The organism is Achromobacter sp. Marseille-Q0513, from assembly GCF_018195695.1.
Lineage (GTDB): Bacteria > Pseudomonadota > Gammaproteobacteria > Burkholderiales > Burkholderiaceae_B > Achromobacter.
This window is the reverse complement of the sequence record NZ_JAGTJY010000011.1, coordinates 37,616-64,352: the sequence shown is the minus strand read 5'-3', so window position 1 is coordinate 64,352 and position 26,737 is coordinate 37,616. Positions and strand designations below refer to the sequence as shown.

General features: G+C 67.2%; 24 protein-coding genes. 12 read left to right on the top strand and 12 right to left on the bottom strand.

What is annotated here, in order from left to right; all coding sequences use genetic code 11:
- Positions 1–786: 786 nt before the first annotated feature.
- Complete coding sequence (locus KDH83_RS32450; RefSeq protein WP_249204841.1) at positions 787–1,068, bottom strand: hypothetical protein; 282 nt, start codon at positions 1,066–1,068, stop codon at positions 787–789.
- 143 nt (positions 1,069–1,211) lie between these two features.
- Between KDH83_RS32450 and KDH83_RS04640 the strand changes: the two genes are divergently transcribed.
- Complete coding sequence (locus tag KDH83_RS04640) at positions 1,212–2,156, top strand: LysR substrate-binding domain-containing protein (protein WP_212313100.1); 945 nt, start codon at positions 1,212–1,214, stop codon at positions 2,154–2,156.
- 201 nt (positions 2,157–2,357) lie between these two features.
- On the opposite strand, the gene KDH83_RS04635 is transcribed toward KDH83_RS04640, so the two are convergent.
- Positions 2,358–3,875, bottom strand: a complete 1,518-nt coding sequence (locus tag KDH83_RS04635; RefSeq protein WP_212313099.1) for an acetyl-CoA hydrolase/transferase family protein — start codon at positions 3,873–3,875, stop codon at positions 2,358–2,360.
- A 237-nt stretch (positions 3,876–4,112) separates the two neighbouring features.
- On the opposite strand from KDH83_RS04635, the gene KDH83_RS04630 reads away from it, so the two are divergent.
- Both KDH83_RS04630 and KDH83_RS04625 read left to right on the top strand, forming a co-directional pair.
- Positions 4,113–5,060, top strand: coding sequence for a LysR family transcriptional regulator (locus KDH83_RS04630; RefSeq protein ID WP_212313098.1), 948 nt, complete (start codon positions 4,113–4,115; stop codon positions 5,058–5,060).
- Positions 5,061–5,243: 183 nt separating this feature from the next.
- Positions 5,244–7,670, top strand: a complete 2,427-nt coding sequence (locus KDH83_RS04625; RefSeq protein WP_212313097.1) for a DUF3772 domain-containing protein — start codon at positions 5,244–5,246, stop codon at positions 7,668–7,670.
- A gap of 30 nt (positions 7,671–7,700) precedes the next feature.
- Here the strand turns inward: KDH83_RS04625 and KDH83_RS04620 are convergent, their stop codons facing one another.
- From KDH83_RS04620 to KDH83_RS04605, 4 genes are all read right to left on the bottom strand, one after another.
- The gene (locus KDH83_RS04620) at positions 7,701–8,393 is read right to left on the bottom strand and encodes a hypothetical protein (protein WP_212313096.1); all 693 of its coding nucleotides are present in this window, start codon (positions 8,391–8,393) and stop codon (positions 7,701–7,703) included.
- Positions 8,394–8,437: 44 nt separating this feature from the next.
- Positions 8,438–8,911 (bottom strand): hypothetical protein, encoded by a 474-nt coding sequence (locus tag KDH83_RS04615; protein ID WP_212313095.1) that lies wholly within the window; start codon positions 8,909–8,911, stop codon positions 8,438–8,440.
- A 450-nt stretch (positions 8,912–9,361) separates the two neighbouring features.
- A complete protein-coding gene (locus tag KDH83_RS04610) occupies positions 9,362–10,552 on the bottom strand; it encodes an acyltransferase family protein (RefSeq protein ID WP_212313093.1) in 1,191 nt (396 codons plus the stop codon).
- Between the two features lie 44 nt (positions 10,553–10,596).
- Complete coding sequence (locus KDH83_RS04605; protein ID WP_212313091.1) at positions 10,597–10,995, bottom strand: hypothetical protein; 399 nt, start codon at positions 10,993–10,995, stop codon at positions 10,597–10,599.
- 117 nt (positions 10,996–11,112) lie between these two features.
- Here KDH83_RS04605 and KDH83_RS04600 point away from each other — a divergent pair, with 117 nt between their 5' ends.
- Positions 11,113–11,403: an antibiotic biosynthesis monooxygenase family protein gene (locus KDH83_RS04600; protein ID WP_212313089.1), complete on the top strand. Its 291-nt coding sequence runs from the start codon at positions 11,113–11,115 to the stop codon at positions 11,401–11,403.
- A 3-nt stretch (positions 11,404–11,406) separates the two neighbouring features.
- Here KDH83_RS04600 and KDH83_RS04595 read toward each other — a convergent pair whose 3' ends face one another.
- The 5 genes from KDH83_RS04595 to KDH83_RS04575 all read right to left on the bottom strand — a co-directional run bounded on the left by KDH83_RS04595 (position 11,407) and on the right by KDH83_RS04575 (position 15,638).
- The gene (locus tag KDH83_RS04595) at positions 11,407–11,766 is read right to left on the bottom strand and encodes a nucleotide pyrophosphohydrolase (RefSeq protein WP_212313087.1); all 360 of its coding nucleotides are present in this window, start codon (positions 11,764–11,766) and stop codon (positions 11,407–11,409) included.
- Between the two features lie 29 nt (positions 11,767–11,795).
- Complete coding sequence (locus tag KDH83_RS04590; protein WP_349291600.1) at positions 11,796–12,362, bottom strand: 3'-5' exonuclease; 567 nt, start codon at positions 12,360–12,362, stop codon at positions 11,796–11,798.
- On the bottom strand, positions 12,359–12,580 hold the full coding sequence (locus KDH83_RS04585; protein ID WP_212313083.1) for a DUF1653 domain-containing protein: 222 nt from the start codon (positions 12,578–12,580) through the stop codon (positions 12,359–12,361). The genes KDH83_RS04590 and KDH83_RS04585 overlap by 4 nt, the downstream gene beginning before the upstream one ends.
- Positions 12,581–12,688: 108 nt before the next feature.
- Positions 12,689–14,152, bottom strand: a complete 1,464-nt coding sequence (locus KDH83_RS04580) for a methyl-accepting chemotaxis protein (RefSeq protein WP_212313082.1) — start codon at positions 14,150–14,152, stop codon at positions 12,689–12,691.
- 403 nt (positions 14,153–14,555) lie between these two features.
- A complete protein-coding gene (locus KDH83_RS04575; protein WP_249204838.1) occupies positions 14,556–15,638 on the bottom strand; it encodes a GlxA family transcriptional regulator in 1,083 nt (360 codons plus the stop codon).
- Between the two features lie 123 nt (positions 15,639–15,761).
- Between KDH83_RS04575 and KDH83_RS04570 the strand changes: the two genes are divergently transcribed.
- From KDH83_RS04570 to KDH83_RS04545, 6 genes are all read left to right on the top strand, one after another.
- Positions 15,762–16,814 carry an ABC transporter substrate-binding protein gene (locus KDH83_RS04570; protein WP_212313080.1) on the top strand — a complete coding sequence of 351 codons (1,053 nt, stop codon included), beginning with the start codon at positions 15,762–15,764 and terminating at the stop codon, positions 16,812–16,814.
- 14 nt (positions 16,815–16,828) lie between these two features.
- Complete coding sequence (locus KDH83_RS04565; RefSeq protein WP_212313079.1) at positions 16,829–17,887, top strand: ABC transporter ATP-binding protein; 1,059 nt, start codon at positions 16,829–16,831, stop codon at positions 17,885–17,887.
- Positions 17,884–18,732: an ABC transporter permease gene (locus KDH83_RS04560; protein WP_212313078.1), complete on the top strand. Its 849-nt coding sequence runs from the start codon at positions 17,884–17,886 to the stop codon at positions 18,730–18,732. The genes KDH83_RS04565 and KDH83_RS04560 overlap by 4 nt, the downstream gene beginning before the upstream one ends.
- A complete protein-coding gene (locus tag KDH83_RS04555; protein WP_212313077.1) occupies positions 18,729–19,520 on the top strand; it encodes an ABC transporter permease in 792 nt (263 codons plus the stop codon). Before KDH83_RS04560 ends, KDH83_RS04555 begins: the two co-directional genes overlap by 4 nt.
- Before the next feature lie 35 nt (positions 19,521–19,555).
- Positions 19,556–20,569, top strand: coding sequence for a proline racemase family protein (locus tag KDH83_RS04550; protein ID WP_212313075.1), 1,014 nt, complete (start codon positions 19,556–19,558; stop codon positions 20,567–20,569).
- A gap of 230 nt (positions 20,570–20,799) precedes the next feature.
- Complete coding sequence (locus KDH83_RS04545) at positions 20,800–21,240, top strand: CBS domain-containing protein (RefSeq protein ID WP_212313073.1); 441 nt, start codon at positions 20,800–20,802, stop codon at positions 21,238–21,240.
- A 14-nt stretch (positions 21,241–21,254) separates the two neighbouring features.
- Here KDH83_RS04545 and KDH83_RS04540 read toward each other — a convergent pair whose 3' ends face one another.
- Positions 21,255–22,019 carry a sulfite exporter TauE/SafE family protein gene (locus tag KDH83_RS04540; protein ID WP_212313071.1) on the bottom strand — a complete coding sequence of 255 codons (765 nt, stop codon included), beginning with the start codon at positions 22,017–22,019 and terminating at the stop codon, positions 21,255–21,257.
- Positions 22,020–22,318: 299 nt separating this feature from the next.
- Between KDH83_RS04540 and KDH83_RS32445 the strand changes: the two genes are divergently transcribed.
- Both KDH83_RS32445 and acnB read left to right on the top strand, forming a co-directional pair.
- Positions 22,319–23,950, top strand: coding sequence for an FxLYD domain-containing protein (locus KDH83_RS32445; protein ID WP_249204835.1), 1,632 nt, complete (start codon positions 22,319–22,321; stop codon positions 23,948–23,950).
- A 175-nt stretch (positions 23,951–24,125) separates the two neighbouring features.
- Positions 24,126–26,717 carry a bifunctional aconitate hydratase 2/2-methylisocitrate dehydratase gene (gene acnB, locus KDH83_RS04525; protein ID WP_212313070.1) on the top strand — a complete coding sequence of 864 codons (2,592 nt, stop codon included), beginning with the start codon at positions 24,126–24,128 and terminating at the stop codon, positions 26,715–26,717.
- The last annotated feature ends 20 nt before the right edge of the window (positions 26,718–26,737 follow it).

Below are 26,737 nucleotides of genomic sequence, written 5' to 3'. Positions count from 1 at the left end.
TGCGGCAGATCGCTGAAAAACCCAGCACCCCGTTGCGTCCTGCTTGGCTTCGCGGCTCACAAAACTGCTTGAACTGCGAAGGAGCGAGACTATAGCACAGAAATTTCGCTTGTCATGAGCGCGACGAAAAAAGAGTGAAGAAATCTGGCTGAACCCGCCGCTGCCCATGGAAACGGGCCTGACAGGGAGCAAGGGAGTCCTGGCTCGTCAGGCAAACCAGGCCGTCTTCCATGAGATCCATCTTCTATATATAGAGATGCTCCCTCTAGTCCTCTCTATATAGAGATCGGGCTCAAGTCTGAGTAGCGACACCCGCCGGATAGCCCGGGCCCACGCGAAGCCAGCAGCCTATCCGTGTGCCAGCAGCGCCAGCCTCTCCGCTCCCCGCGGGGCATCCCTATGGAGAACAACGTCTCTATATACGTATGGAGACAACACCGCGTTTCGGCCAACCCCGCACTCCTGGGACCGAAGCCGGGAAGTCGAGCTCACTCCCGCTTCGCCCCTTCGGGCCACGGCACGCATCTGGCGCCATGACGAATCAGCCTGCCCAGGCCAAACTTTGGCCAAAGCCCCTGTCCGGCCGCGTCTGTGATCCGGACTCAGATGTCGCCCGCCATCGCTCGCCCCTCTTCCATAGCTCGCCCGTCCAAGCGATCGCCACTCCCGACACATCCTTCAACCGCTCATGCGCTGACGCGCCGACTTACCGGCACATTGACGCGCCAACGCGGCAACCCGGCAGGGCCGGCCCTTCCCCCGTCCCTGTCCAGCGGCAAACCGGCGCTACCACCGGAGATAGTCGACATTGCGCAAGCGCTTGAATTCCCGGCTGACGCTGGCCTCGCTGACCAGCCAATCGGGCGCCCCCATATCCTTCAGGATATGCTCGTCCAACCCTTCCGCCGTATTGCGCAGCCGGTTCCTGTTCCGCCATTGCAGGCAAGCCTGCAACAGACGACCGAACAGGCTGGACGGGGCCGAGCGTTCCCGGGCATCCCGCGCCGGCAGCACGGCGTCGCAGGCGGCAAGGCAGGAAGTGGCGGTGCTGGATTGCAGATGACTCATGATTTGCTCCGGACTTGGGATGTTTTGGTTAGCATATCCGCCCAAATATCTAGAGAAAATCAAATTGTTTTGCCTGGTTTGGTCAGTTAACCTAACCACTTACTAAGCTGCAATCCATATCCCCTCATCAGCCCGCCCCGACCATGCGACTATCCCTGAACGCCCTGCCCGCCTTTCGCGCGGTGGCCGAACTGCAAAACCTGCGCGCCGCGGCCGAACGCCTGCACCTGACCCACAGCGCCGTCAGCCAGCAGATCCGTGGCCTGGAAGAACAGCTGGGTTTCGACCTGTTCGAGCGCAGCGGCCGCGGCATCGTGCTGAACCCCGCCGGCGCGGCGCTGCTGTGCAGCGTGCAGGAAGCGCTGGCGCTGCTGGACGACGGCATGCGCACGGCAGCCGCCGCGGCTGCGGGCAGCTCCCTGCAACTGCGGGTTTCGGTGCTGCCCTCGTTCGCACAGCGCTGGATGCTGCCGCGCATGGCGCGCTGGCGCGCCCGTCATCCGGAGCTGACGTTGGAAATGGAAACCTCGCAGCAGGTGGTGGACCTGCTGCGCGATGGATTCCACGCAGCGCTACGCTTCGGGCGCGGCCCCTGGGCGGGAGTCGAATCCGAACCGCTATTCGACGTGCCGCTGCCGCTCATCGCGCTGGCATCCCCCGAAACGGCGCGCGCCCTGCCGGACCATACGCCCGAGACACTCGCTGGACAGCCCCTGCTGGGCGAGCGCGATGTCTGGCAGCACTGGTTCAACTCGGCCGGACTGCGCATTCCGGTGAATCCCGTCGCGACCTTCAATGACGCGGGCATGATGCTGCAAGCGGCGGAACAAGGATTGGGCATCGCGCTCGGCCGCGAGCTGCTTGCCGCGGACGCGTTGTGCGCCGGCAGGCTGGTGCAGTTGTCGACGGTCCGCGTGCAGTATGAACAGGCGCAGACCTATCATCTGGTCTACCGCCCCAGCCTGCGGGACTGGCCGCCGCTGGTCGCGCTCAAGCAATGGCTGCGCGATGAACTCGAGCTGTCGCGCAAGTCGCTGGTCACGTACCAGCCCGAAGATTGCGCCGAAGACAAGGACCCAAAAAAATAGGCGGAGCGGCAAGCGCCGCCCCGCCTCAATCCAAGGCAACGCCCTCGGCCAGGCTCAGCTTTGCGCGCGGCCAGGCCAGCGCAAGGCGCGGTCATATGCCCGCCCCGAGAAACCCGAAGAACGCCGCCCCGGCGGCGACAAGACATGAAACCGGCCCGGCACTGCGCCTCGCGGCGACAGTGGACCGGGCCGCGGCGCGCTTCAGGCGACCTTGCGCACCTCCGCCTTGGACAGGCGCATGGAATCGGTTTCGCTGAAGCGCTGGTGCCAGGAGAACGCCTCTTCCAGCAGATGCGGCGTCTGGCCGCCGCGTTCGCAGGCCCGGTCGAAGTAGTCCTGCAATGCCTCGCGGTACGACGGATGCACGCAGTTGCGGATGATGGCGCGGGCGCGCTCCCGCGGCGCCAGGCCGCGCAGGTCGGCCAGGCCGCACTCGGTGACCAGCACGTCGACGTCGTGTTCGGTATGGTCCACGTGCGACACCATGGGTACCACGCTGGAAATATCGCCGTTCTTGGCCATGGACTTGGACACGAAGATCGCCAGATGCGCATTGCGGGCGAAATCGCCCGACCCGCCGATGCCGTTCATCATGTGCGTGCCGCCCACATGCGTGGAGTTGACGTTGCCGTAGATATCGAACTCCAGCGCCGTGTTGATGGCGATGATGCCCAGCCGGCGCACGATCTCGGGCGCGTTGCTGATCTCCTGCGGACGCAGCACGATGCGTTCGCGATAGTGCTCGATGTTGGCCAGGATCTTGTCGTAGACCGGCTTGGATACGGTGATGGACGAGGCCGAGGCAAATTGCAGCTTGCCCTGGTCCAGCAGCTCGATGGCGCTGTCCTGCAGCACTTCGGAATACATGGACAGTTGCTCGAACTCCGAGGACTCGAAGCCGTGCAGCACCGCGTTGGCAATGGTGCCGATGCCGGCCTGCAGCGGCAACAGGCCATTGCCCAGCCGGCCCGCGTTGACCTCGGCGCGCAGGAAATCATTGATGTGGCCGGCGATGGCGTTGGTCTCATCGTCCGGCGGCAAGGCATTGGACGGGCTGTCCGGCTTCTCGGTGACAACGATGGCCGCGATCCGGGAAGGATCCACTTCGATGTAGGGCTTGCCGATGCGCTGGTCCACCGCCATCAGGCCGATGGGTTCGCGCGCGGGACGATCCTGCGGCACATAGATGTCGTGCAGCCCTTCGATGGCGGCCGGCACGCCGACGTTCAGCTCGATGATGATGCGCTTGGCCTGCAAGGCGAAGGACGCCGAATTGCCCACGGACATGGTGGGCACGATGGCGCCGCTTTCGGTAATGGCGGCGGCTTCGATGATGGCCACGTCGACGGGCCCGATATGGCCGGCGCGCAGCTGTTCGGCGGTTTCCGAAAGATGTTGGTCGATGAAGGCGATCTCGCCCTGATTGATCTTGCGGCGCAGCGTGGTGTCGACCTGGAACGGCATGCGACGCGCCAGCGCATTGGCCTGCGCCAGCATCTTGTCGGTGTCGTGGCCCAGCGAGGCGCCTGTGATCAGCGTGATCGACAAGGGCTCGCGCTCCGCCCGCCGGGCCAGCGCCGCGGGCACCGACTTACAGTCGCCCGCGCGGGTGAAGCCGCTCATGCCGACGGTCATGCCGTCCTCGATCAGCAGGGCCGCCTCTTCGGCGGAGGTGATCCTGGCGTGCAGGCCGGAATGGCGGATACGGTCGAGATGCATGGAGTCTCCAGATTTGAGGGCCGACGGCCGGCGACCGGACCGGGCACGACAGCCTTCTGTCCGGACGCCGTCTGACGCGGCGTTTCCCGATGTCCGCAACCCCGGATCGCGGGAAGGCGGACGATTTTCCGGCAGTATAGGAACGCGGCTTCAAATCTCGTAATGACTTAAAATCATTCATTCAAGTCGCTTTTTTCATTAATTGAGATTCCGCGCCGATGCGGACGGGATGGCCCCATGGATGTGCGCGCGCTGCGCTACTTTGTCGAGACGGTCAGGCACGCCAGCTTCACGCAGGCGGCGCGCGCCTTGTTCGTCACGCAGTCCACCGTCAGCAAGATGATCCGGCAACTGGAAGAGGAAGCCGGCGCGCAGTTGCTGATCCGCGACGGACATACGGCCCGCCCCACGGACACCGGCCGCGTGATGTACCAGCGCGGCCTGCAGGTGCTGGAGACCATGCGCCAGTTGTCCGAGGAAATCCGTGAAACGGCGGACCTGCGCCGTGGCGCGCTGGAAGTGGGAATTCCCCCCATGATCAACCTGCTGTTCACGCCCGTGGTCAAGCGCTTCCGCGAGCGCCATCCGGACATCCATCTGACGCTGCGCGAAGGCACGGGCCAGGCGCTGGAGAACCTGGTCGCCGACGGCGAGCTGGAAGTGGGCGCCACCGTCCTGCCCGTCGCGCCGGACCGCGGCCTCGCGGCCCAGGCCTTCGGCAGCCATCCGATCTGGGTCATCGGCCCGCCGGACGCCGCCTGGGCGGGCAAGACATCCCTGCCGCTGACGGCCCTGCGCGATTCCCGGCTGCTGGTTCCCACGGATGACTTCGCCATGACGCGCCGGCTGCGCCAGGCCTTTGCCGACGCCGGCATGCAGCCCGCCATCGCGGCCCAGAGCGCGCACTGGGATTTCCTGGTGGCGATGGCCTCGGCCGGCCTGGGCGTCGCGCTGCTGCCCGAACCGCTGATGGGCCGCATGAAGACGCGCGGCCTGAGCACGGCGAAACTGGCCAAGTCGGGCCTGCAATGGGAGGTCGGCCACATCTGGCAGCAGTCCGGCTACCTGTCCTACGCCGCCCGCGCCTGGCTGGAAGTGTGTGACGAAGTGCTAGGACGGCCAAAATCGGGACGACCTCGGCATGGCGAACCGCCCGCGGCGAAACGAGAGCCGCTCCAGGGATAGGCCCAGTCCCGGGCGCCCTGTGTGGACGCGTAGGCGAAAGACGCTCGCCCTTCAAAGCGGGCCGGCCGATTCCACCATCCGCCCTGTCACATAAAAGAAACAGGCTCGCAATTTTGTTGCAGCCGCCGGCCACGGCCTTGCTATGCTGGCCTCCCCTGGCGCAAGCCGCTCATCAAACCCTTTATGTTTCCGAACACCTCCCTGCCCCTGACGCGCGCCGGCCGCTCGCGCGCGTCCGCCCTGCTCGCATCGCTGGCGCTGGCCATGGCGCTGCTGCTGTCGGGCGCATGGTCCGCCGCCGCCCATGCCGCGGCGCCGGGCACGCCGGCAGAAATCGAGGCGGACCTGGCCAGCGCGCGCAAGCAGATCGACGACATGCGCAAGCGCATCGCGAACGAGGCCGACGATGCCAATCTGCAGCAGCTCTATGGCACGGCGGTGGACATCCAGGCCAAGGCGGACGCCGCCGCCGAAACCCTGACGCCGCAACTGGCCAGCGTGGCGGCCAGGCTGAACGAGCTGGGCGCGCCGCCGGAAGGCAGCAAGGAAGCGCCCGACGTCGCCGCCCAGCGCCTGAGCCTGGAAACCAGCCGGCGCGGGCTGGACGCGCAGATCAAGCTCGCCAAGCTGCTGTCCGTGGATGCGGGACAGACCGCCGAACAGGTATCGGCACAACTGCGCACGCAGTTCAAGGCCCGCCTGGGCGAGCGCCGCGACGCCTTCCTGTCCGGACAATTCTGGAACGAGTTCAAGGGAGAGATCCCGCGCGACCTGGAACGGCTCAGCACGCTGCGCGACGATCTCTATGAGGCCGTGCAGCAGACGCCCGCCTGGGGCTGGCTGCTGCTGGCCGGCATCGCCGCCCTGGTGATCGCGCTGCGGATGTGGATCGGCCGCGCCCTGCTCAGGCTGACCGCGAACCGCGTGCCGCCAGGACGCCTGCGCCGCTCGGCGCTGGCAGCTGCCCAGGTGGCGCTGTCGACCGCCACGCCCGGCCTCATCGCCGTGCTGGTCCATGTCGGCCTGGACTGGAATTCGCAACTGTCCGACAGCACCTCCAACCTGCTGGCGGCGATGGTCATCACGGTCTTTTTCGGCGGCTACACCTCGGGACTGGGCAGCGCTCTGCTGTCAGCCCGCCATCCGTCCTGGCGCCTGCCGCCCATCGGCGATGCCGTGGCGCAGAAGCTGAGCTGGGTGCCGGCAACGATGGGCGCGCTGATCGTGCTGATCTGGCTGGCCGAACGCCTGACCGTGCTGCTGAACACCAGCCTGACCACCACCATCACGCTGACCGGGATCGTGTCCACCCTGATCATGGCCACCATGGCGATCGCGCTCGCCATCGGCCGCAAGCTGCGCCGCCAGGCCCGGAAACAGGAAGACGCCGCCATTCCGGCCTGGGTGCCGGCGCTGACCGGCATCGCCTGGGCCGTGCTGATCGTGAGCCTGGGCAGCCTGCTCGCTGGCTACGTCGCGATCGCCAACTTCCTGGCCAAGCAGGTCCTGTGGGTGCTGATCGTGCTGGCCTCGGGCTATCTGGCGTCCACGCTGATCGAGGACGTCTTCAGTTCGCTGCTGAGTTCGCCCCGCCCCGAGACCGGCGAAAAGGCCCGGCCCACCTTGCGCGACCAGGCGGCCGTGCTGCTGTCCGGCGTTGGCCGGGTGGCGGTGGGACTGCTGACCATCACGCTGCTGCTGGCGCCATTCGGCGAAGGCCCCACCGACCTGCTGCAGCGCTTCGACCAGCTGCGCAAGGGACTGGCCATCGGCGAGGCGCAGATTCATCCCGGCGCCGTGTTGCAGGCGCTGATCGTGCTGGCGCTGGCCCTGCTGGGCGTGAAGATGCTCAAACGCTGGCTGTCCAACCGCTATCTGCCCACCACGGAACTGGATCCGGGCATGCAGCTGTCGGCGGTCACGCTGTTCGGGTATGCGGGCTTCGTGGTGGCGGTGGCGCTGGCCCTGTCGGCGGCCGGCATCGGATTGGAACGGGTGGCCTGGATCGCCAGCGCCCTGTCCGTGGGTATCGGTTTCGGCCTGCAGGCCATCGTGCAGAACTTCGTGTCGGGCCTGATCCTGTTGGCGGAACGTCCCGTCCAGGTTGGCGACTGGGTCTCGCTGGGCGGCGTGGAAGGCGACATCCTGCGCATCAACGTCCGTGCGACCGAGATCCAGATGAGCGACCGCTCGACGGTGATCGTGCCGAACTCGGAGTTCATCACCAAGACCGTGCGCAACGTGACGCGCTCCAGCCCGCTGGGCCTGGTGCAGATCAAGCTGCCCATGCCCCTGTCCACGGATGCCGAACGCGCCCGCGACGCCATCCTGCAAGCCTTCGCCGACCACCCGGACATCCTGGCCACGCCCGCGCCGAACGTCTTCCTGGACGGCGTGGATGGCGGCAATCTCATCTTCAACGCCAAGGGCTACGTATCGTCGCCGCGCGCCGCGTATGGCGTGCGCAGTGCGCTGCTGTTCTCGGTGCTGGGCCGCCTGCGCGACGCGGGGCTGGAAGTGTCCTCGCCGACCACCCTGCTGCTGGCCCCCACCCCGCCGGCCCGGACCCCGGACGCGCCGGGCCTGGCGGCTCCGCCCGCGACCTCCTAGGCGCGCCGCCGGGTCCGCTGTCCATGCGCGTCAGCCCGGCGAGTACATATCCAGCATGCCCTGCCGATCCAGGCGCGGGTTGCGCAGCGGCGGCGAGCTCATGGCGCCGCTCTGTACCGACTGCACCGGGAAGGCCTGGGCGACCGGCGTCTGCGGCGTGGGCGCGAGCGCGGCCGGCGAGGCGGGCGGCGCGGCGGCCGGCGCCGAGGGCTGCGCCACGGCGGGATTGTCGAAGCGGGGATCAGCCGTGGTCAGGGCGGGATTGGTGCACAGCCCCTGGGCCACCAGCGCGGCCTTGGTCCGATCGTCCGTCTGGCACAGAATGTCGATGGCCGCGGTTTCCAGCCGGCGCGAGCGGTCGGGATCCTTGGTGGACGCCGCCGCCTGCATGGTGCGTTCGAAGTTGCGCCGCAGGCTGCACTTCTGATCCTCGATCGGGAACGCGACGTTCATGCCGAAGCCGACGACCGAGCCGCCCCCGCCCGCCGACACCATGCAGCTGTCCGAAGAGAACGAGCCGTAGAAGCTCTGCCCACCCATGGCGGGCGCCGTGCGCAAGGTGCCGGAAGCGTCGGATTTGGAATTGAACGTGATGCCTTGCGTGTTGCCGGCGTTGGTCGCGCCCGAGGTCGCGGACGTGGTGGACGACGAGGCGCTGTTGGTCTGCGCCGTGGCTGAGAACGCCGCGAGCGACAGGGATAGGGCAAGAACAATGGTCTTCATGATGTCCCCTTGCCCGGACGGCCGAAGCCGTCCGGAACGCTGGCTCAGTGGTTGAACCCTTGGAAGTGGCCAATCCCTCCGATCCCTTGGATCGACGCCGTCGCGCCGAAAGTCGCCGCATGGAACGATCCCGTGGCGGAAGCGTTCGTGTCGGTCTTCTCGAACGTGGCGCCGCCATTGGCGATGCTGTCGCCCACCATGATCGGCGCATTGCCGCTCACGTGGCCGTAGGTATCGCTGGTGGCGTATTGCCGCGTGCTGGTGACGGTCTCGATGCCATTGGTGCTGAAAGACCCGCTGGCTTGTGCCACGCCGCCCGTTTCGCCGAACGAGGTCTGGCTGGACGAACCATAGCCGTTGACCTGGGTGGAAACCACCGAACTGCCGTTCGACACGGATGACACGGTGCCATGGATGTTCCCGCTATAACCCGAGATGGATACACTGGGTCCGGGACCCGCCGCGTACGCGGAAGCGGCGCACATCGACAGGACTGCGACTGCTGCGAGCTTTTTCATTTGAGCTCCTCCTGATCCGTGGATACGGATGTACAGGCTGCCGGTGGCCGACCGGCGCGGACCTCTACTTCTCCAGCAGCCCCGTCATGCCGCGGCAGGACGCGTGGAACTTTCGTATTGGTACGGAATGATTGCGCCGTCCAAAGTGTGTCGATATCGGTTAAACGGCGGACCGTCCGACTGGCGCCATGCGCAAGCACGCCACAATGTCGCCAAAGTCGCGGACATCTTGCGTGCGCGGACGCGCGGGCCATGCATATGGAGGATGAACGGAGGGCAGCCTGGCCCAATCCGCCGGCGCGGCTCAACACTATGGAGGGCAGGGAAGCCGCGGGACTCGCCCGCCTTGCCTAGCGCGCATGCGGGTCCGCGGTTGGCAGATGCGCGTTAGGCTGTTTGTCAGCAGGCACCGACGAAAGCAGCAGGTGCTGCGCTGCGCAAACCAGCGGACTACGCCGTCTCGGCTCGGGCCCGCGCCGCAGCGGGCAAGGGCCGCAGCCCCAACCACGGTCGCAGCGGACCGCTGCGCAGCGCCAACACATAGGCCGCCCAGCATCCCGCCAGCGTCAACGACATGACCAGCGCGGGCTCCAGCACCGGCCCCGGCTGCCAGCGCTGCACCAGCCACCAGGCGCCGATGATGAAGGTCTGGTGAAACAGATAGAACGTGAAGATGGCCTGATTGACCGGCGCGCGCCAGGCGCTGTCGTGATCCAGGCCCGCGCGGGCATAGGCCAGGATGACGCAGATGACGGTCCAGGCATAGGCTTCACGCGCAAACGCCTCGCCCCAAACGGACGCGGACAGAGCCGGCCAGAGCTTGAGCACCACGATCAGCCGCAGCGCGAAACACGCCAGGGCAACGGCAAGGATCAGCCGCCGCAACCGGACCAGTTCCGGCCACAGGCGGTCGGCGCCCGCCGCCGCCAGCCCCAGCGCGTAGGCCAGGCCATAGTGCAGATGGGCATGCCAATCGTCGACCAGCAGATGCGTTTCCGGATAGGCGCGTCCCAGCCACGCGCGGGCCAGACCCAGCGCCACCACCGGCACGATCAGGAAAACCCAGGCGCCGATGCCCGCCGTCCAGCGCGCGCAGGCCTGCGTGAGCCGGCGCGGCGCCGCGGCCAGCACGGCGGCCGCCACCAGCGCGTAGGCCAGCACATACAGCACGAACCACATGTGGTTGTAGGTCGGCAGATAGAAACCCGCGGCCTCGGGCCCGTAGATCGGCGCCAGGTTGCCGAAGGTCAGGTAGCGCTCGACATAGAACGTCAGGAAATCGCCGCGGTAGTCAACCTTGTGCCACAGCTCCGCATACGATTGCAAAGGCACGACGATGAAGATCGCGAACAGCAAGGGCAGCGCCAGCCTGTAGCTGCGCTCGCGCGCAAAGCCTGCCGCGCCGAATTTGCGCAAGGCGTGGGCGGAAACCGCGCCGGACACGAAGAACAGCAGGGTCAGCCGCCACGGATTGAGCAGCAGCATCGGCGCCTGCAGGGCCGGCGTGGTCCAGCGGCTCTTGACATGCCACCCCCACCCCTGCACGTACAGCATGCCCAGGTGGTAGAGGATCAGCAGCGCGAAAGCGCCGGCGCGTATCCAGTCCAGGTCATGGCGTCGCGAGGCGAAGGCGGCAGGCACGGCGTCGGAGGCGTCGGGAGAGGATCTGGCCGGGAAAGGAAATGTCAGCCGGCGAGGGCCAGGAAGTACGCCGACTCCTTGCGAACCAGCCACAGATCGGCCGCCACCAGCAACAGCAGGATGCCGCATTCGGCCAGGTACGGCGCGGCCGCCACATGATAGCCGGCCAGCATGACAATGCCGGTCGTGGCGGCCAGGTATCCGGGCCAGCCCGGCGCGGCTTCCGCGCCCGCTCGCCCGGATCCGCGCCGGCGGCCGCACAGCCAGGCCAGGACGGGCAGGAAGGACAGGGACAAGGGCACGTAGGCGGCGATCGCCGTCAGCAACACGTCGGCCCCGAACTGCGTGTGCAGCTTGAAGGCGACCAGCGCAACCGTGCCAACCGCCGCATACCACAGCAGTCGGACAGCGATGAGGCGCGGCAAGGTGGCGACTCGGGTCATCGATGGGGCCGGAACGGGGTTGGCGCGCCTGCCCTCGGGCGACGCGTGCGGAGTTTTTCAGCCATACTACTCCGGCCGGCGGGATTGCGCCCGGCCCCATTCCTACGGAGACCCAGAATGATCCAGGAGATCGCCAGCATTCACGTCCGCGAAGGCCAGGAGGCGCTGTTCGAGGCCGGCGTGGCCCAAGCCAAGCCCCTGTTCCTGCGCGCCCGCGGCTGCCACGACATGCAGCTCTACCGCAGCATCGAACAGCCGCAGCGCTACACGCTCGTGGTCGATTGGGAAACCGTCGAGAACCACATGGTGGACTTCCGCGAATCCAGCGATTTCCAGGAATGGCGCAAGCTCGTGGCGGGCTTCTTCGTCGAGCCGCCCCAGGTGCATCACGAGCAGAAGGTGCTGTAGCGTTCAGTCCGTTTCGGGCGGATCGTCATACTTGCGCGCGCTGCCGCGAAAGCGATCCGCCGGATATTTCAGCGCGTTCTTGGCCATCTTCGCCGAGACCGCGCCGGCGATGTCGATGCCCAGCTGATCGGCCAGCGCAGCCAGGTACATCTGCACGTCGGCGATCTCGTCGGCCACCTCGGCCAGCCGCGCGGGCGACAGGCCGCGGGACTCTTCGGCGGTCAGCCACTGGAACAGGGCCAGCAGCTCGCCCGCCTCGCCGGCCAGGGCCATCGCCAGGTTCTTGGGCGTATGGAAGGGCTGCCACTCCCTTTCCTCGGTGAATCGCCGCACCGCCGCCGTGATCTCCCGCAAATCGCTCATGTCGCGCTCCCGCAGTCATCGGGCGGGCATCAAGCCCGCGCCAGCCTGGCCCCGGCGGCCAGCGCCACCGCCACCGTCGTGCGCACGTCGGCCAAGGCGCGGTGCGTCGGATCCGACGCGCCCACATGGCGGGCCAGGATATCCAGTTTATGGGACGGCAGTTCCGGCCAGGCGCGACGCGCCAGCGCCAGCGTGCAGTGCACCGGATTGGCGAAGGCCAGCCCGGTCTGGTCCGAGGCGGCCGCCAGGAAACGCCGGTCGAACGAGGCGTTGTGAAAGAACACCGGCAGGTCCTCGACGAAATCCAGGAAGGACGAGAACGCCTGCCTCACGGGGACGCCGAACCGGTCCACTTCGGCCTGCGTGATGCCGGTCAGCTGGCTGATGAACGGCGGCACCCGGCCCCGTGTGCGCACCACCTGCGCATATTCCCGCTCGCAAGCGCCATCGGCCTGCACGCGCACCGCGGCGATTTCAAGAATCTCGCAACTGGCGGTGGACAGGCCGGTGGTTTCCAGGTCGGCCACGACGAAAGGGCCGCGCAGCGCATGCAGCGCGGCGGCCAGGGTCGCCGGCAAGGCGCGCGCGCCGCTCACTTGGCGTCCAGCGGCGCGAAGCGCGGCGAACCGTCGGCCAGCTGGCCGAAGAACATCTCCGCCGGCCGCACCCACAAGCCGCGCGCATGCGGCCACAGGTGTTCGTACACCACCATGGTTTCCAGCGTTTCGGAATGGCGGGCTTCGCCCACATAGCGGTACAGGCCGCCCTTGTAATGGCGGTGCGAGGCAAGGGCCAGGGCTTCGGATTCGGTCATGGGCGTGGCAATGGCGGCGGGCCCGGACGGCGATCTTGCCGCCCGGGCCCGCGAAGTTCAGGCAAGACGCACTTTATAGCGCATCCCGCCCTCTGCCCGCCGCGCCCCTCAGTAGCGGACGTACTCCAGCACCGGCTTGGACGGCATGGGCGTATTGGCCGCGGGGCGCGCCCGCACGCCCTGCGCCACCGGCTTGACCACGGAGACCGGCCGCACCTCGCGCTCGGCCGTCGATTGCCTGAGCACCTGGGCGGCGTCGGCGGTCATCGCAGTGATGTCTTCGGTCACGTCGCCGAGCTTGGACGACTGCGCCAGCGACGCCTGGACCACCTCGCCCATGATCTCGGTGACCCGGTGCGACGACGTGACGATGTCATCCATGGTGCTGCCGGCCGACTGGACCTGTACCGCTCCCGCCTGGATCTGCTCCACCGATGTGGTGATCAACCCCTTGATCTCCTTGGCCGCCGCGGCGCTGTTCTGCGCCAGGCTGCGTACCTCGGCGGCAACCACTGCAAAACCCTTGCCGTGCGTGCCGGCCCGGGCCGCCTCGACCGCGGCGTTGAGCGCCAGGATGTTGGTCTGGAAGGCGATGCCGTCCATCACGCCGATGATTTCGGAAATGCGGCGCGAGCTGTCGGTGATGGCGGACATCGTGCGCACCACGTCCTGCACCGTGCGGCCGCCCTCTTCGGCCACCTTGCAGGCATCCTGCGCCAGCGAGTTGGCCTGGGACGCGCGTTCGGCATTCTCGGTCAAGCCCTGCACCGTGACCCGCAGCGTCTGCGCGGCGGTGAAGCGCTTGGTGATGTCGGTGGCGTACTTGACCACCTTGAAGGGCCGACCCTCGGCATCGAGGATGGGGTTGTAGCTGGCCTCGATCCAGACCTGCCGGCCGCCCTTGCCGATACGCAGATACTGCCCGGCGTCATGGCGGCCTTCGCGCAGCTTGCGCCAGAACTCCTGGTAGGCGGCGCCGCGCGCCTCCTCCGGCGTGACGAACATGCTGTGATGACGGCCCACGACCTCGTCGGCGCGGTATCCCATCGCGTCCAGGAACAGTTCGTTGGCGCGCAATATCGTGCCATCCAGCTCGAACTCGATAATCGCCTGGACTTTGGAAATCGCCGCCAGCTGGCCTTCGAAATCGGCCTGCCGCTGCTGCTGTTCGCTGATATCGGTCGCGTACTTGATCACTTTCAACGGGCGACCGCGCTTGTCACAGATCGGACTGTAGGTGGCTTGCAGCCAGATATCGCTGCCGTCCTTGCGCACGCGGCGATAGCGGCCGGAGTCGTAGGCGCCCTGCCCCAGTTTGTCCCAGAACTCGGCGTAGGCCGCGGAATCACGTTCTTCCGGGCGTATGAACATGCGGTGATGCTGCCCCAGGACTTCGTCCAGGGAATAACCCATGGTGTCCAGGAAATTCTGGTTCGCCATCAGGACATGACCCTGAAGATCGAACTCGATGACTGCCTGGGCCTTGTGGATTGCCGCGATCTGACCGTATAGATCCGCTTTCTGCATGCCGCGTTCAGCGCGGAGCAGGCGGTTGAGGGTAAGCCAATGCATTATGACGCCTCCTGCGAGGGATGGACGAAACTGCTGACACCGACAAACAACCGCAAAACAATCAGGAAAACCGTCTGCGCGCCCGCGATCCGGCTGTGCGCGCCGCGCCGCGCCACAGGCCGCCTACGTTTTCCGCCATCCCCGCGATGACGGTAGGTCTACTGAAAACAAAAAACAGCAGAATGTATCCAGTCGAAAATATTTAATCTCAAAAAGGCGCCATTCTCAATATTTTCCAGGCCATGGATTCCAAAAAAATATCAACGGGTTACAAAAATAGGAAAACCGGCCGCGCGAGGCTTGCGACAAGCTGAAAATACATTAATTTCCTAGGGTTATCACGGGTACGCCCCGTATATGCCGGCGAGCAACCGGCATGCGCGCCAGGTAAAACCTGATTGATTCAGACCGTCGCCAGACCGCCCATGGAATCGGGTTCGCGCGCGACGGCCGACCCGGATTGCAGATATTGGCGCGGGGACACGCCAAAATGCGCGCGGAAGTCCCGCGAGAAATGCGCGCCGTCGGCAAAACCGCAATCCAGCGCAACCTGGGTAATGCTGCCGGGTTTGTTCAGCAGCAACCAGCAGCCATATTCCAGGCGCAACTGGCGCTGGAATGCCATCGGCGATAAACCCGTGGCCATGCGGAACGCCCGCTCCAGCTGCCTGCGCCCGACGCCGACATAACGGGCGATGGCGTCCAGCGGCGGCGGATTGTCGATGCGCTGCTCGATGAAATGCGCGGCCTGCCTGACGCGCAGATCCTGGATGCCGGACAGGTCGCTGCGGAAATGCGCCTGTGGCACGCGCGCCGGCCGCACGCCCTGCAGCATCATGTGCCGCATGGCCTGCTGCGCCTTGTCGCGGCCACAATGGCGCGCCACCAGATACAGGCCCAGGTCGATCGCGGCAGTCGAGCCCGCGCAGGAAATCAGGTCGCCCTCGTCGATGAACAGCCGGTCGACCACGGCGCGGGTCTGCGGAAAGCGTTCGCGAAAGGCTTCCAGCACGTTCCAGTGCACGCAGACCGTGCGCGGCCCGACCACGCCGGCCTGCGCCAATGCGAAGGTGCCGGTGCAGATGCCCAGCAACCGCACGCGCCGCTCGGCGGCCAGCCGGAGCCAGTCCCGCAAGGGCTCCGGCATGTGCCCGTTGATGTAGTCGTTGCCGCCGCAGACCGCCACGTAGTCGAACTGCTCGGGATCGTCCGGCAGGCCTGCCGCCACGTCGATGGTCAGGCCCGCGCTGGAGCATCGCGGCTTGCCGTCCCAGCTCATCACCCGCCAGGACGTGTGGATCTGCCGGCTGCGTCCGCCGTGATCGCCGGCCAGGCGCAAGGCGTCGACGAAACCCGCGAAGGCGGCCAGCGTGAACTGGTCCAGCAGCACGATGCCGACCGCGAGCGCGGGTTTTCCCCGAGCCGGGGCATCGGCATCGTCTTCATAGGGAACGGGCTCGGTAGGGGCGGAAAGCGGCGGCTGCATGACGCAATTATTCAAATTTATGTCCCGCGCCTTCAAGCTGGTTTTCCCGGGCATCCACCAAGATGTTGATGTGGCTAGACAGTGTCCAGATCACGGATCGACAAACTACAAGGGGAATCCGACATGGCAACATTCGTCCGCGGCGCCGCTGGCGCCGCCTTGCTCGCCGCGGGGCTGATCACGGCCCCGCTGGCTGGCGCGCAGCAGCAGAAGATCACCGTCGCCTGGTACGGCGGCAACTGGGGCGACGCGTTCCGCGCCTGCGTCGCCGAGCCCTACACCCAGGCGACCGGCGTGCAGGTGTCGCCGGAGGTCGGCACCTCGACCACGACGCTGGCCAAGCTCCAGCAGCAGAAGGCGGCGCCCACCATCGACGTGGCCTGGCTGGACGGCGGCATCAGCGAGCTGGCCGAGCAGGCCGGCGTGCTGGACACGCTGGACCCGGCCGCCATCCCGAACCTGAAGAACGTGATCGACCAGGGCGTGTACCGCAAGGACGGCGCCGCCTACGCGGTCAGCTCCGGCTATTACTCGCTGGGCATCGTCTACAACACGCGCGAGGTCAAGCAGCCGCCGGCCAGCTGGAAGGATCTATGGCGGCCCGAATACGCCGGCGCGGTGGCCCTGCCCTCGCCCGCCAATTCCTCGGGCGTGCCCTTCGTGTTCTTCCTGGCGCGCGTCTGGTCGGTGGATCCGTCCAACCTGGCTCCGCTCTACGCCAAGCTCGCCACGCTGGACACGGCGCTGTACTTCGACAGCTCGGGCGCGGCCACCAATGCCTACCAGAGCGGCGAAGCGGTGATCGGCGCGCATTTCAACGTGGGCGCCTGGGACCTGATCGACAAGGGCCTGCCGATCGGCTTCGCCGTGCCCAAGGAAGGCGCCTGGGCCACCGACGCCCGGCTGCACCTGGTCAAGGGCGCGCCGAACAAGGCCGCCGCGCAGCGTTTCATCGACACCGCGCTCACGCCGCAGGCCGCGGCCTGCCTGGCGCAGCGGCTCTACCTGGGTCCGGCCGTCAAGAACACCCAGGTGCCGCCCGACGTGGCGCGCAAGCTGCCCTGGGGCGCCGAGGGCTCGGTGCAGAACCTGAGCCTGTTCGACTGGAACCTGATCAACAGCCGCCGCGCCGAAGTCACCGAGGCCTGGAACCGCCAGGTCGCCCGCAAGCGCTGAACGCAGGAACCGTCATGTCCGCTTTGCTATCCATAGAAGGCGTGTCGACGCGCTTCGGCGCCTACCAGGCGCTGGACCGCATCGATCTGGCCATCAACCAGGGCGAGTTCGTCGCGCTGCTGGGCCCCAGCGGCTGCGGCAAGACCACGCTGCTGCGCTCGATCGCCGGCTTCCTCACGCCGGATGCCGGCCGCATCCTGATCGAAGGCCGCGACGTCAGCCGACTGCCGCCCCATCATCGCCCGCTGAACACGGTGTTCCAGAACTACGCGCTGTTCCCGCACATGAGCGTGCTGGACAACGTGGCCTACGGCCCGCGCCGCCAGGGCGCGTCGCGCGCCGAGGCCGCCGAGCGCGCGCGGGCGGCGCTGGACATGGTGGGCCTGGCCGAGTTCGGGCCGCGCTATCCGCGCGAGATGTCCGGCGGACAGCAGCAGCGCGTGGCGCTGGCGCGCGCCATCGTCAACCGGCCCAAGCTGCTGCTGCTGGACGAGCCGCTGTCGGCGCTGGACCTGAAGCTGCGCAAGCGCATGCAGCTGGAGCTCAAGCACCTGCAAGCCAGGCTGGGCATTGCCTTCGTCTTCGTCACGCACGACCAGGAAGAAGCCATGACCATGGCCGACCGCGTGGTGGTGATGCGCGCCGGCGCCATCGAACAGGCCGGCGCGGGCGCCGACATCTACCGGCGTCCGGCCTCGCGCTTCGTGGCCGAGTTCATCGGCGACGCCAACCTGATCCCCTACGCCATCGAGGCGAACGGCTCGCTGCGGCTGCAGGCACAGGGCTTGCATGTGACGCGCGCGGCCGGCGACGCGCCGGCCAGCGGCCTGGCGCTGCTGCGTCCGGAAGACCTGCGCCTCGCGCAAGACGGCTCCGGCGCGGACTGCGCGCTGCGCGGCACGGTGCGCGACGTGATCAACGTGGGCAGCCACTGCATGATCCATGTCGACGTGGACGGACAGACGTTGGTGGCGCGGCACGGCGGCTCCGCGCCGGCGGGGCTGCGCGCGGGCGACGCCGCCACGCTGGCCTTCGCGGCCACGGACCTGCACCTGATCGGCGGCCAATCATGACGCGCCGCTCCCTGCGCGCGCCCGCCCTGCTGCTGGCTGCGCCCGCGCTGTTCTTCGCCGCCTTCTTCCTGGCCCCGCTGGCCGTGGTGGCGCTGGCCAGCATCACCGGAGGTCCGTCGGGCACGGCCTTGACGCCGGCCAACTACTTGCGCGTGCTGGCCGACCAGTACCACTGGGACGTGATCCTGGTGACGTTCCGGCTGGCCTTCTACACCACCGTGATCTGCGTGGCGCTGGGCTATCCGCTGGCCTGGTATCTGGTGCGGGTGGTGCGCTGGCGGGCATGGCGCAGGGCCTGCGTGATCCTGCTGGTGGTGCCGCTGTTCACCAGCAACATCGTGCGCGCCTTCGGCTGGATGGTGCTGCTGGGCCGCAACGGGCTGGTCAACCAGGCGCTGATGGCGACCGGCGCCGCCGACCGGCCGGTGCGCTTCATCGGCGCCGAGCTGGGCATCCTGATCGGCATGGTCTACGTGCTGCTGCCCTTCGTGGTGCTGGCCGTGGGCAATGCGCTGGCGCGCGTCGATCCGGCCTGCGAGCAGGCCTCGGCGGACCTGGGCGCCAGCCCTGCGGCCACCTTCGTGCACGTCACCTGGCCGCTGACGCTGCCGGGCGTGATATCCGGCGCCATCATCGTCTTCACGCTGGCGGTCAGCGCCTATGTGACGCCGGCGCTGCTGTCCGGCGGACGCGTCACGGTGCTGTCCATGCTGATCTTCCAGCAATACAGCACGGTGTTCGACTTCCATTACGGCGGCGCGCTGAGCATGGTGCTGCTGGTCCTGACCCTGATCCTGGTGGCGCTGGCCAACCGCGCCGCCGTTCCGCCCGGAGGCGCACGATGATCGCCCGCTGTCTGATCCGCCTGTCCGCCCTGGGCGTGCTCGCCTATCTGGCCTTGCCGCTGCTGGTGATCCTGGGCGCGTCCTTCACCGCCACGCCCTACCTGGCTTTCCCGCCGCAGGGATGGACGCTGGACTGGTACCGCGCCATGCTGGCCGAACCCGGCTACGCGGCGGCCTTCGCCACCAGCACCGTGCTGGCGCTGGCCGCCACCGCGGCGGCGGTGCTGCTTACGGTGCCCGCCGCCCTGGCGCTGGCGCGCCACGAATTCCCGGGCAAGGCGGAGCTGTCGTCGGTGCTGATGTCGCCGCTGGTCCTGCCGCACATCGTGCTGGGCGCGGCGCTGCTGCAGTACGGCGCGTACTTCGGCCTGACGCGCAGCTTCCTGTCGCTGCTGATCGGCCACGTCGTCATCATCGCCCCCTTCGTGCTGCGCGCCACGCTGGGCCTCCTGACGCCGGAGCAGCGCGCGCTGGAGGAAGCCTCGGCGGACCTGGGCGCCAATCCCTGGACCACATTCTTCCTGGTGACGCTGCCGCAGATCCGGCCCGGCATCGTGACTGGATCGATCTTCGCCTTCATCTCGTCGTGGATCAACGTGGAGCTGTCGATCTTCAACACCACGGCGGACCTGAACACCATTCCCGTCAAGCTTTTCAACTACGTGCAGTACACGATCGATCCGACCATCGCCGCCGTCTCGGGCGCCACGATCGCGGTAGCGGTGATCGCCATCGTCATCCTCGATTTGACCGTCGGGCTGGACATGCTGTCCGAACGCGGCAAATGAACCCTTACCCTACCCCCAAGCCTGGAGCACACGCCATGCGCAAGCAAGACGCGTTCGACGTCATCTATACCCACACCGAAGGCGAGCCCCTGTGCATCGTCCACAGCGGCATCCCCTATCCCGCCGGCTCGACCATCCTGGAAAAGCGCGCCTTCCTGGAGCAGCGCTATGACTGGCTGCGCAAGGCGCTGATGCGCGAGCCACGCGGCCACAAGGACATGTTCGGCGTGTTCCTGACGCCGCCGTCCAGCCCCGAGTTCGACGCCGGCCTGATCTATATCGACGGCACCGAGTATTCGCACATGTGCGGCCACGGCACCATCGCGGTCAGCATGGCGATGGTGGCCAACGGCCTGGTGCCGCGCGGCCCCGACGGCATCACCCGCATCCGCTTCGAGACCACCGCCGGCCTGGTCGTGTCGGAAGTCGCCTCGGAAGGCGAGCAGGTGCTGTGGACGCGCTTCGAGAACGTGCCCGCCTACGTGGCCGCGCAGGACATCCCGGTGGAACTGCCCGGCTACGGCACGCTGTCGGCCGACATCGTCTGGGGCGGCAACTACTTCGGCATCGTCGACCTGTCGCGCTGCGGCCTGCGCATCTCGCCGGACAACGGCACCGAGCTGTCGCGCATGGGCCTGATCGTGCGCGACCAGCTCAATGCCCGCCAGCGCATCCAGCACCCGACCGAGGCCCATATCAACAACCTGAACTTCATCACGTTCTGGCACGAGCCCACCATCGAGGGCGCCTTCTACAAGAACGTGCACGTGTTCAGCGCCGGCCAGCTCGACCGCTCGCCCGGCGGCACCGGCACCAGCGCGATGATGGCCATGTTCGAGGCCCGCGGCAAACTCGGCCTGAACCAGCCGATCCGCTCCGAGGGCCTGCTGGGCAGCGGCACCTTCGAGGGCTGCCTGCTGGGCGAGGTCGACCTGAACGGCACGCGCGCGGTGCGTCCCACGGTCAAGGGCACGGCCAGCATCCTGGGCACGGCGCGCTGGGTGATCGACCAGAACGATCCGGTCGGCGCCGGCTTCCTGATCCGTTGAGCCGGAGCAGGCGTCGGCGGGTCGCTACCCGACCCGCCGACGCCCAGACGCGCGATGTTGCCGCCGGATGACAGGTCCGAGTCGCCCGGACGCCCGGCTCCGCCGGCGCGCTTGCGGCAAGTCGGGGCTCGGGCTTAGGATGGAGCCAGGACCGCGCCTCGCGGCGATGACGGCATCAGCCGCGCGGGGCGGCCAGGGTTTGAACCCAGGCAGCGATTCGGGAGCGCATCGTGAAGAAAGTGGCTGAGATTCTCAGGGAAAAGTCCAACCCGGCGGTCGTGACGGTGGCGCCGGAATCCTCCGTCTACGACGCCATCCGCACCATGGCCGAACGCGGCATCGGCGCCGTGGTCGTGGTGGATGGCGAGACGGTGCTGGGCATGCTGACCGAACGCGACTACGCCCGCAAGATCGTGCTGCAGGACCGCTCCTCGCGCACCACCAAGGTCCGCGACATCATGACTGAATCGGTCTATTACGTGCGACCGGAAGACACCCGCGAGCACTGCATGGCGCTCATGACCGAACGCCATTTCCGGCACCTGCCGGTCATCCATGAACAGAAGCTGGTCGGCTTGGTCTCGATCGGCGACCTGGTCAAGGACGTCATGAGCGAGCAGAAATTCATCATCACCGAGCTGGAGCGCTACATCAGCGGCGAACACCGCTAGCGCGCCCGCATCGCCTATCCGCCCGCCAGCTGGCGGGCGGCGGGCACGACCAGCCCTGCTCCGGCCGCCAGCAGCAGCACGAACACCATGCGCCTGACGGTTTTCATCGATCCGGCGCTGCCGTAGCGGCGCGCCGCCCAGGTCACGGCGATCACCAGCGGCAATGCCTGCGCGCTCAGCCAGAAGGATGAGGCCTGGAACTGGCCCTGGCTTGTCACCAGGCCCAGCCTCGCGAGGGCGTTGAACGAAAACAGGATCAGCAGGCTGTTGCGGATGGACGCCAGCGGCAGCGGCTGGCGGTACAGATGATAGACCATGGGCGGCCCGGCGCTGGAGAACAGGCCGCCCAGCAGGCCGGACACGCTGCCGAAGAAGACGAAGGAGCCGCGCGAGGACAGGCGCGGCAAGGGTTCGGCGCGCGCCACCAGCAGGACGGCGCAGGCCATGATGGTCACGCCCAGCAGCAATTGCAGCGCCACGGCCATCGAACCGCTGATCCAGGCCAGCGCGAACACGCCCGCGACCACGCCGACAAGGCTGCTGCCCAGCGCCGGCGCCAGCAACCGCCAGTTGACCTGCGGCTTGGCGCGGGCCAGCGTGACGGCCGCGTTCACCAGCGACAGCACGCTCACCACGTTGGCCACCTCGGACACCGACGCCAGCTGGAACACCCCGGACAGGCCCAGCAGCACCAGGCCGAAGGCGAAACCGGTCATGGTCTGCGCATAGGTGGCGAGTGCCACGCAGGCCAGGAACAGCAGATGTTGGTAGATGCTCATGCGGGGAAAGAGCCTGACCTGCCTCGGCTCTGCCCGCCGCGCGGCGCGGCCAGGTAGGAAACGATTGGGAACGGCGGACGCGCTTGCCAGATGGCGTGTGGAAGACGGACGCGATGATAGCACCGGGCCTTGCCCGGCCCCTTCAGCAGACAGCTCCACATCTTTTGTCACAAATGGATGCGAGCGTCCATGTCTGATGGCCGCTCCACCGCTATCCTTGCCGGCCAGCGCAGCCGCCGCGCCCGCCCTCCCAGGCTCCGCGTGCGCACCAGACACCCATACGCCCGCAGCCCGCGTCCATGACAGCCAAACACGCCACCATCAATACCGTGACCCTGACCTGCTCGAACTGCGGCAGCGGCCACTTCACCAAGCTGGACCAGAACGAATACCGCTGCACCCACTGCCAGGCCGTGACGCTGGTCGAGGACAACGTCGCCGAGCGGCTGGAACAGATCCTGCGCGGCATGCAGGCGCCGGCAACGCCGCGCGTCAAGCCCAATCTGGCCATCACCGCCGCCGCGATCGCGGTGGCCGTGATCTCGATTCCCGTGGTCATCTCGCTGATGAACGGTTCCTCGCGCACCTCGTATCAGGCGGCGCCACGCATCCCGCCCATCGACGCCTCGCTGGTGAAGCTGACGGACACCCGGGAAATCGGCAACGGCAGCCGCAAGCAGCTGCTGATGATGATGCGCAACGAGACCGGCAAGGCCATCAACGCGCCCAGCGTCAGCGCGCAGTTCTACCAGGGCGACCTGGCGCAGAACTCGGCCAGCGGCTCGCCGCTGTCGCGCACCCTGCTGCCCGGCGAGTACAGCCCGGTGCTGATCGACCTGCCCAGCCAGCCCTACAGCCGCTACGAGCTGCGCATCGGCTCGGTCAGCCCCGCGATGAGCGCCATCACCCGGCAGGTCGCCGCCAGCAAGGTGCAGCTGGTCCAGAACGACGGCGCGCACCGGCTGGTCGGCATCCTGAAGAATGAAGGCGCCAGCGCCATCTCCACCGCGCAGGTCACGGTGATGCTGTACGACGCCGGCGGCAAGCTGATCGGCAGCGGCAACGGCTACGGCGCGGCGAGCTCGCTGGCGGCCGGCGCCGCCACCACCTTCGACGTGCGCTGCGAGCTGTACGGCGATGGCGCGGTCGCGTCCTATGAATACATGGTCCAGACCACGGCGTCCGGCGGCCAGGACGCCAGCGCGCAGGCCAACGCCGCCAGCCGGATGCAGCGCATCAGCCCGGCGGCCATCCGCGCGATTCCAAAGCCCCGGCTGACCGCGCTGGAACTGCTGGACGAGAATTTCGCCCTGTTCGATCCCGCGCAGCTCAAGCTCAGCGCGCCGCGCCGGCTGCTCGACGAGATCGACCGCCCCCGGCTCTACGCCGAAGCCAGCAACACCAGCGACCGCTATGTCGCGCTGTCCCCGCGCGCCTCGATCGCGGTGTTCGACGGCTCGCAGCCGCTGGAGCTGCGCCAATCCTGGGAGCTGCCCGCCTATCTGTATCCGGGCGAACGCGTGCCGGTGGAGCTGGTCGGGCGCGACTTCGCGCGCTATACCGAGGTCAAGACGGACTGGAATCCCGCCAAGCGCACCGAACTGCCCGGCCCGCGCCCCAAGCTGGCGGTGACGGTCGAAAACACCGAGGCCGCGGTCGGCACCGGCACGCTGAACTTCAGCTACCGCTTCCGCTACAAGTATGTGGTGGTCCACGGACGCGTGCGCAACGACGACCAGGCCGCGGTCAAGAAGGTCAAGGTCTGGATCAGCCTGTACGACGCCCAGGACCAGCTGACCGGCGCCCGTTCCGAGGAGCTGCGGCTGCCGCGCCTGGCGCCCGGCGACAGCGCGCCATTCCAGCTGGACGTGAAACAATACGGCGCCAATTTCAAGCGCGTCGCGGTGGTCTACGACGCCGTGCCCGAGTAAGGGCGACGCCTGAATCAACCGGGGTCGGATCGGCGGCGGCCATGCCGTCGCCTGCTGGCAACAGTCGCGTCGCCGCAAGTCTTATATAAGATATAAGACATTTGCGAGCGGCCGGCCTTGCCTCTACAATCCGTCCGGTAACCCTTCTTCCAACCCGACTTTGAGCAGGCCTTCCATGCTGGATACTTATCGTCAACACGTCGCCGAGCGCGCGGCCCTGGGGATCCCCCCGCTGCCCTTGACGGCCAAACAAACCGCCGAACTGATCGAACTGCTGAAGAACCCGCCCGCCGGCGAAGAGCAGAACCTGGTCGAGCTGCTGACGCATCGCGTGCCTGCCGGCGTGGACGACGCCGCCAAGGTCAAGGCCTCGTACCTGGCCGCCGTGGCGCTGGGCAAGGAAGCTTGTGCGCTGATCAGCCGCGCCAAGGCGACGGAACTGCTGGGCACCATGCTCGGCGGCTACAACATTGGCCCGCTGATCGAACTGCTGGACGACGCTGAAATCGGCACCATCGCCGCCGAGGCGCTGAAGAAGACCCTGCTGATGTTCGACTCCTTCCACGACGTGAAGGAAAAGGCCGACAAGGGCAATGCCAACGCGCGCGCCGTGCTGCAGAGCTGGGCCGACGCCGAATGGTTCACCAGCCGCCCCGAGCTGCCCGAGAGCCTGACGATCACCGTCTTCAAGGTGCCCGGCGAAACCAACACCGACGACCTGTCGCCGGCCCCGGACGCCACCACCCGCCCCGACATCCCGATGCACGCCCTGGCGATGCTGAAGAACAAGCGCGAAGGCGCCGCGTTCCAGCCGGAGGAAGACGGCAAGCGCGGCCCGGTGAAGTTCATCGAATCGCTCAAGGAAAAGGGCCACCTGGTCGCCTACGTCGGCGACGTGGTCGGCACGGGTTCGTCGCGCAAGTCCGCGACCAACTCGGTGCTGTGGTTCACCGGCGAAGACATCCCCTTCGTGCCGAACAAGCGCTTCGGCGGCGTGTGCCTGGGCAGCAAGATCGCCCCGATCTTCTACAACACCATGGAAGACGCCGGCGCCCTGCCGATCGAGCTGGACGTGTCCCAGATGGAAATGGGCGACGTGGTCGAACTGCGTCCCTACGACGGCAAGGCCATCAAGAACGGCGCAGTCATCGCTGAATTCGAAGTGAAGTCCGACGTGCTGTTCGACGAAGTGCGCGCCGGCGGCCGCATTCCGCTGATCATCGGCCGCGGCCTGACGGCCAAGGCGCGCGAAGCGCTGGGCCTGGCGCCTTCGACGCTGTTCCGCCTGCCCAAGGATCCGGTCGATTCCGGCAAGGGCTACACGCTGGCCCAGAAGATGGTGGGTCGCGCCTGCGGCCTGCCGGAAGGCAAGGGCGTGCGCCCGGGCACCTACTGCGAACCGAAGATGACCTCGGTCGGCAGCCAGGACACCACCGGCCCCATGACCCGCGACGAGCTGAAGGACCTGGCCTGCCTGGGCTTCTCGGCCGACCTGGTGATGCAGTCGTTCTGCCACACCGCCGCCTATCCCAAGCCCGTGGACGTGAAGACGCACCACACGCTGCCCGAGTTCATCAGCACCCGTGGCGGCATTTCGCTGCGTCCGGGCGACGGCGTGATCCACTCGTGGCTGAACCGCATGCTGCTGCCCGACACCGTCGGCACCGGCGGCGACTCGCACACCCGCTTCCCCATCGGCATCTCGTTCCCCGCCGGCTCGGGCCTGGTGGCCTTCGCCGCCGCCACCGGCGTGATGCCGCTGGACATGCCGGAATCGGTGCTGGTCCGCTTCAAGGGTAAGATGCAGCCCGGTGTCACGCTGCGCGACCTGGTCAACGCCATTCCGCTGTACGCGATCAAGCAGGATCTGCTGACCGTGGCCAAGCAGGGCAAGAAGAACATCTTCTCCGGCCGCATCCTGGAAATCGAAGGCCTGCCGGACCTGAAGGTCGAGCAAGCCTTCGAACTGTCGGACGCTTCCGCCGAACGTTCGGCCGCCGGTTGCACGGTGCGCCTGAACAAGGAACCGATCATCGAGTACATCAACAGCAACATCGTGATGCTGAAGTGGATGATCGCCAACGGCTATGAAGACGAGCGCTCGCTGGGCCGCCGCATCAAGGCCATGGAAGCCTGGCTGGCCGATCCCAAGCTGCTGCAGCCGGACGCCGACGCCGAGTACGCCGCCGTGATCGAGATCGACCTGGCCGACGTGCACGAGCCCATCGTGGCCTGCCCGAACGACCCCGACGACGTCAAGACGCTGTCGGACGTGGCCGGCGCCAAGATCGACGAAGTGTTCATCGGCAGCTGCATGACCAACATCGGCCACTTCCGCGCGGCGTCCAAGCTGCTGGAAGGCAAGCGCGACATCCCGGTCAAGCTGTGGGTGGCCCCGCCGACCAAGATGGACGCCACGCAGCTGACCGAGGAAGGTCACTACGGCGTGTTCGGCACGGCCGGCGCGCGCACCGAAATGCCGGGCTGCTCGCTGTGCATGGGCAACCAGGCGCAGGTGCGCGAAGGCGCGACGGTCATGTCGACCAGCACCCGCAACTTCCCGAACCGCCTGGGCAAGAACACCAACGTGTACCTGGGCTCGGCCGAACTGGCCGCCATCTGCTCGAAGCTGGGCCGTATTCCGACCAAGGAGGAATACATGGTGGACATGGGCGTCATCAATAAGAGCGGCGACCAGATCTATCAATACCTGAACTTCGACAAGATCGCGGACTACAAGGACGTGGCCGACGTCGTCGAGCTGTAAGCGCCGCCCTCCAGGCCCTC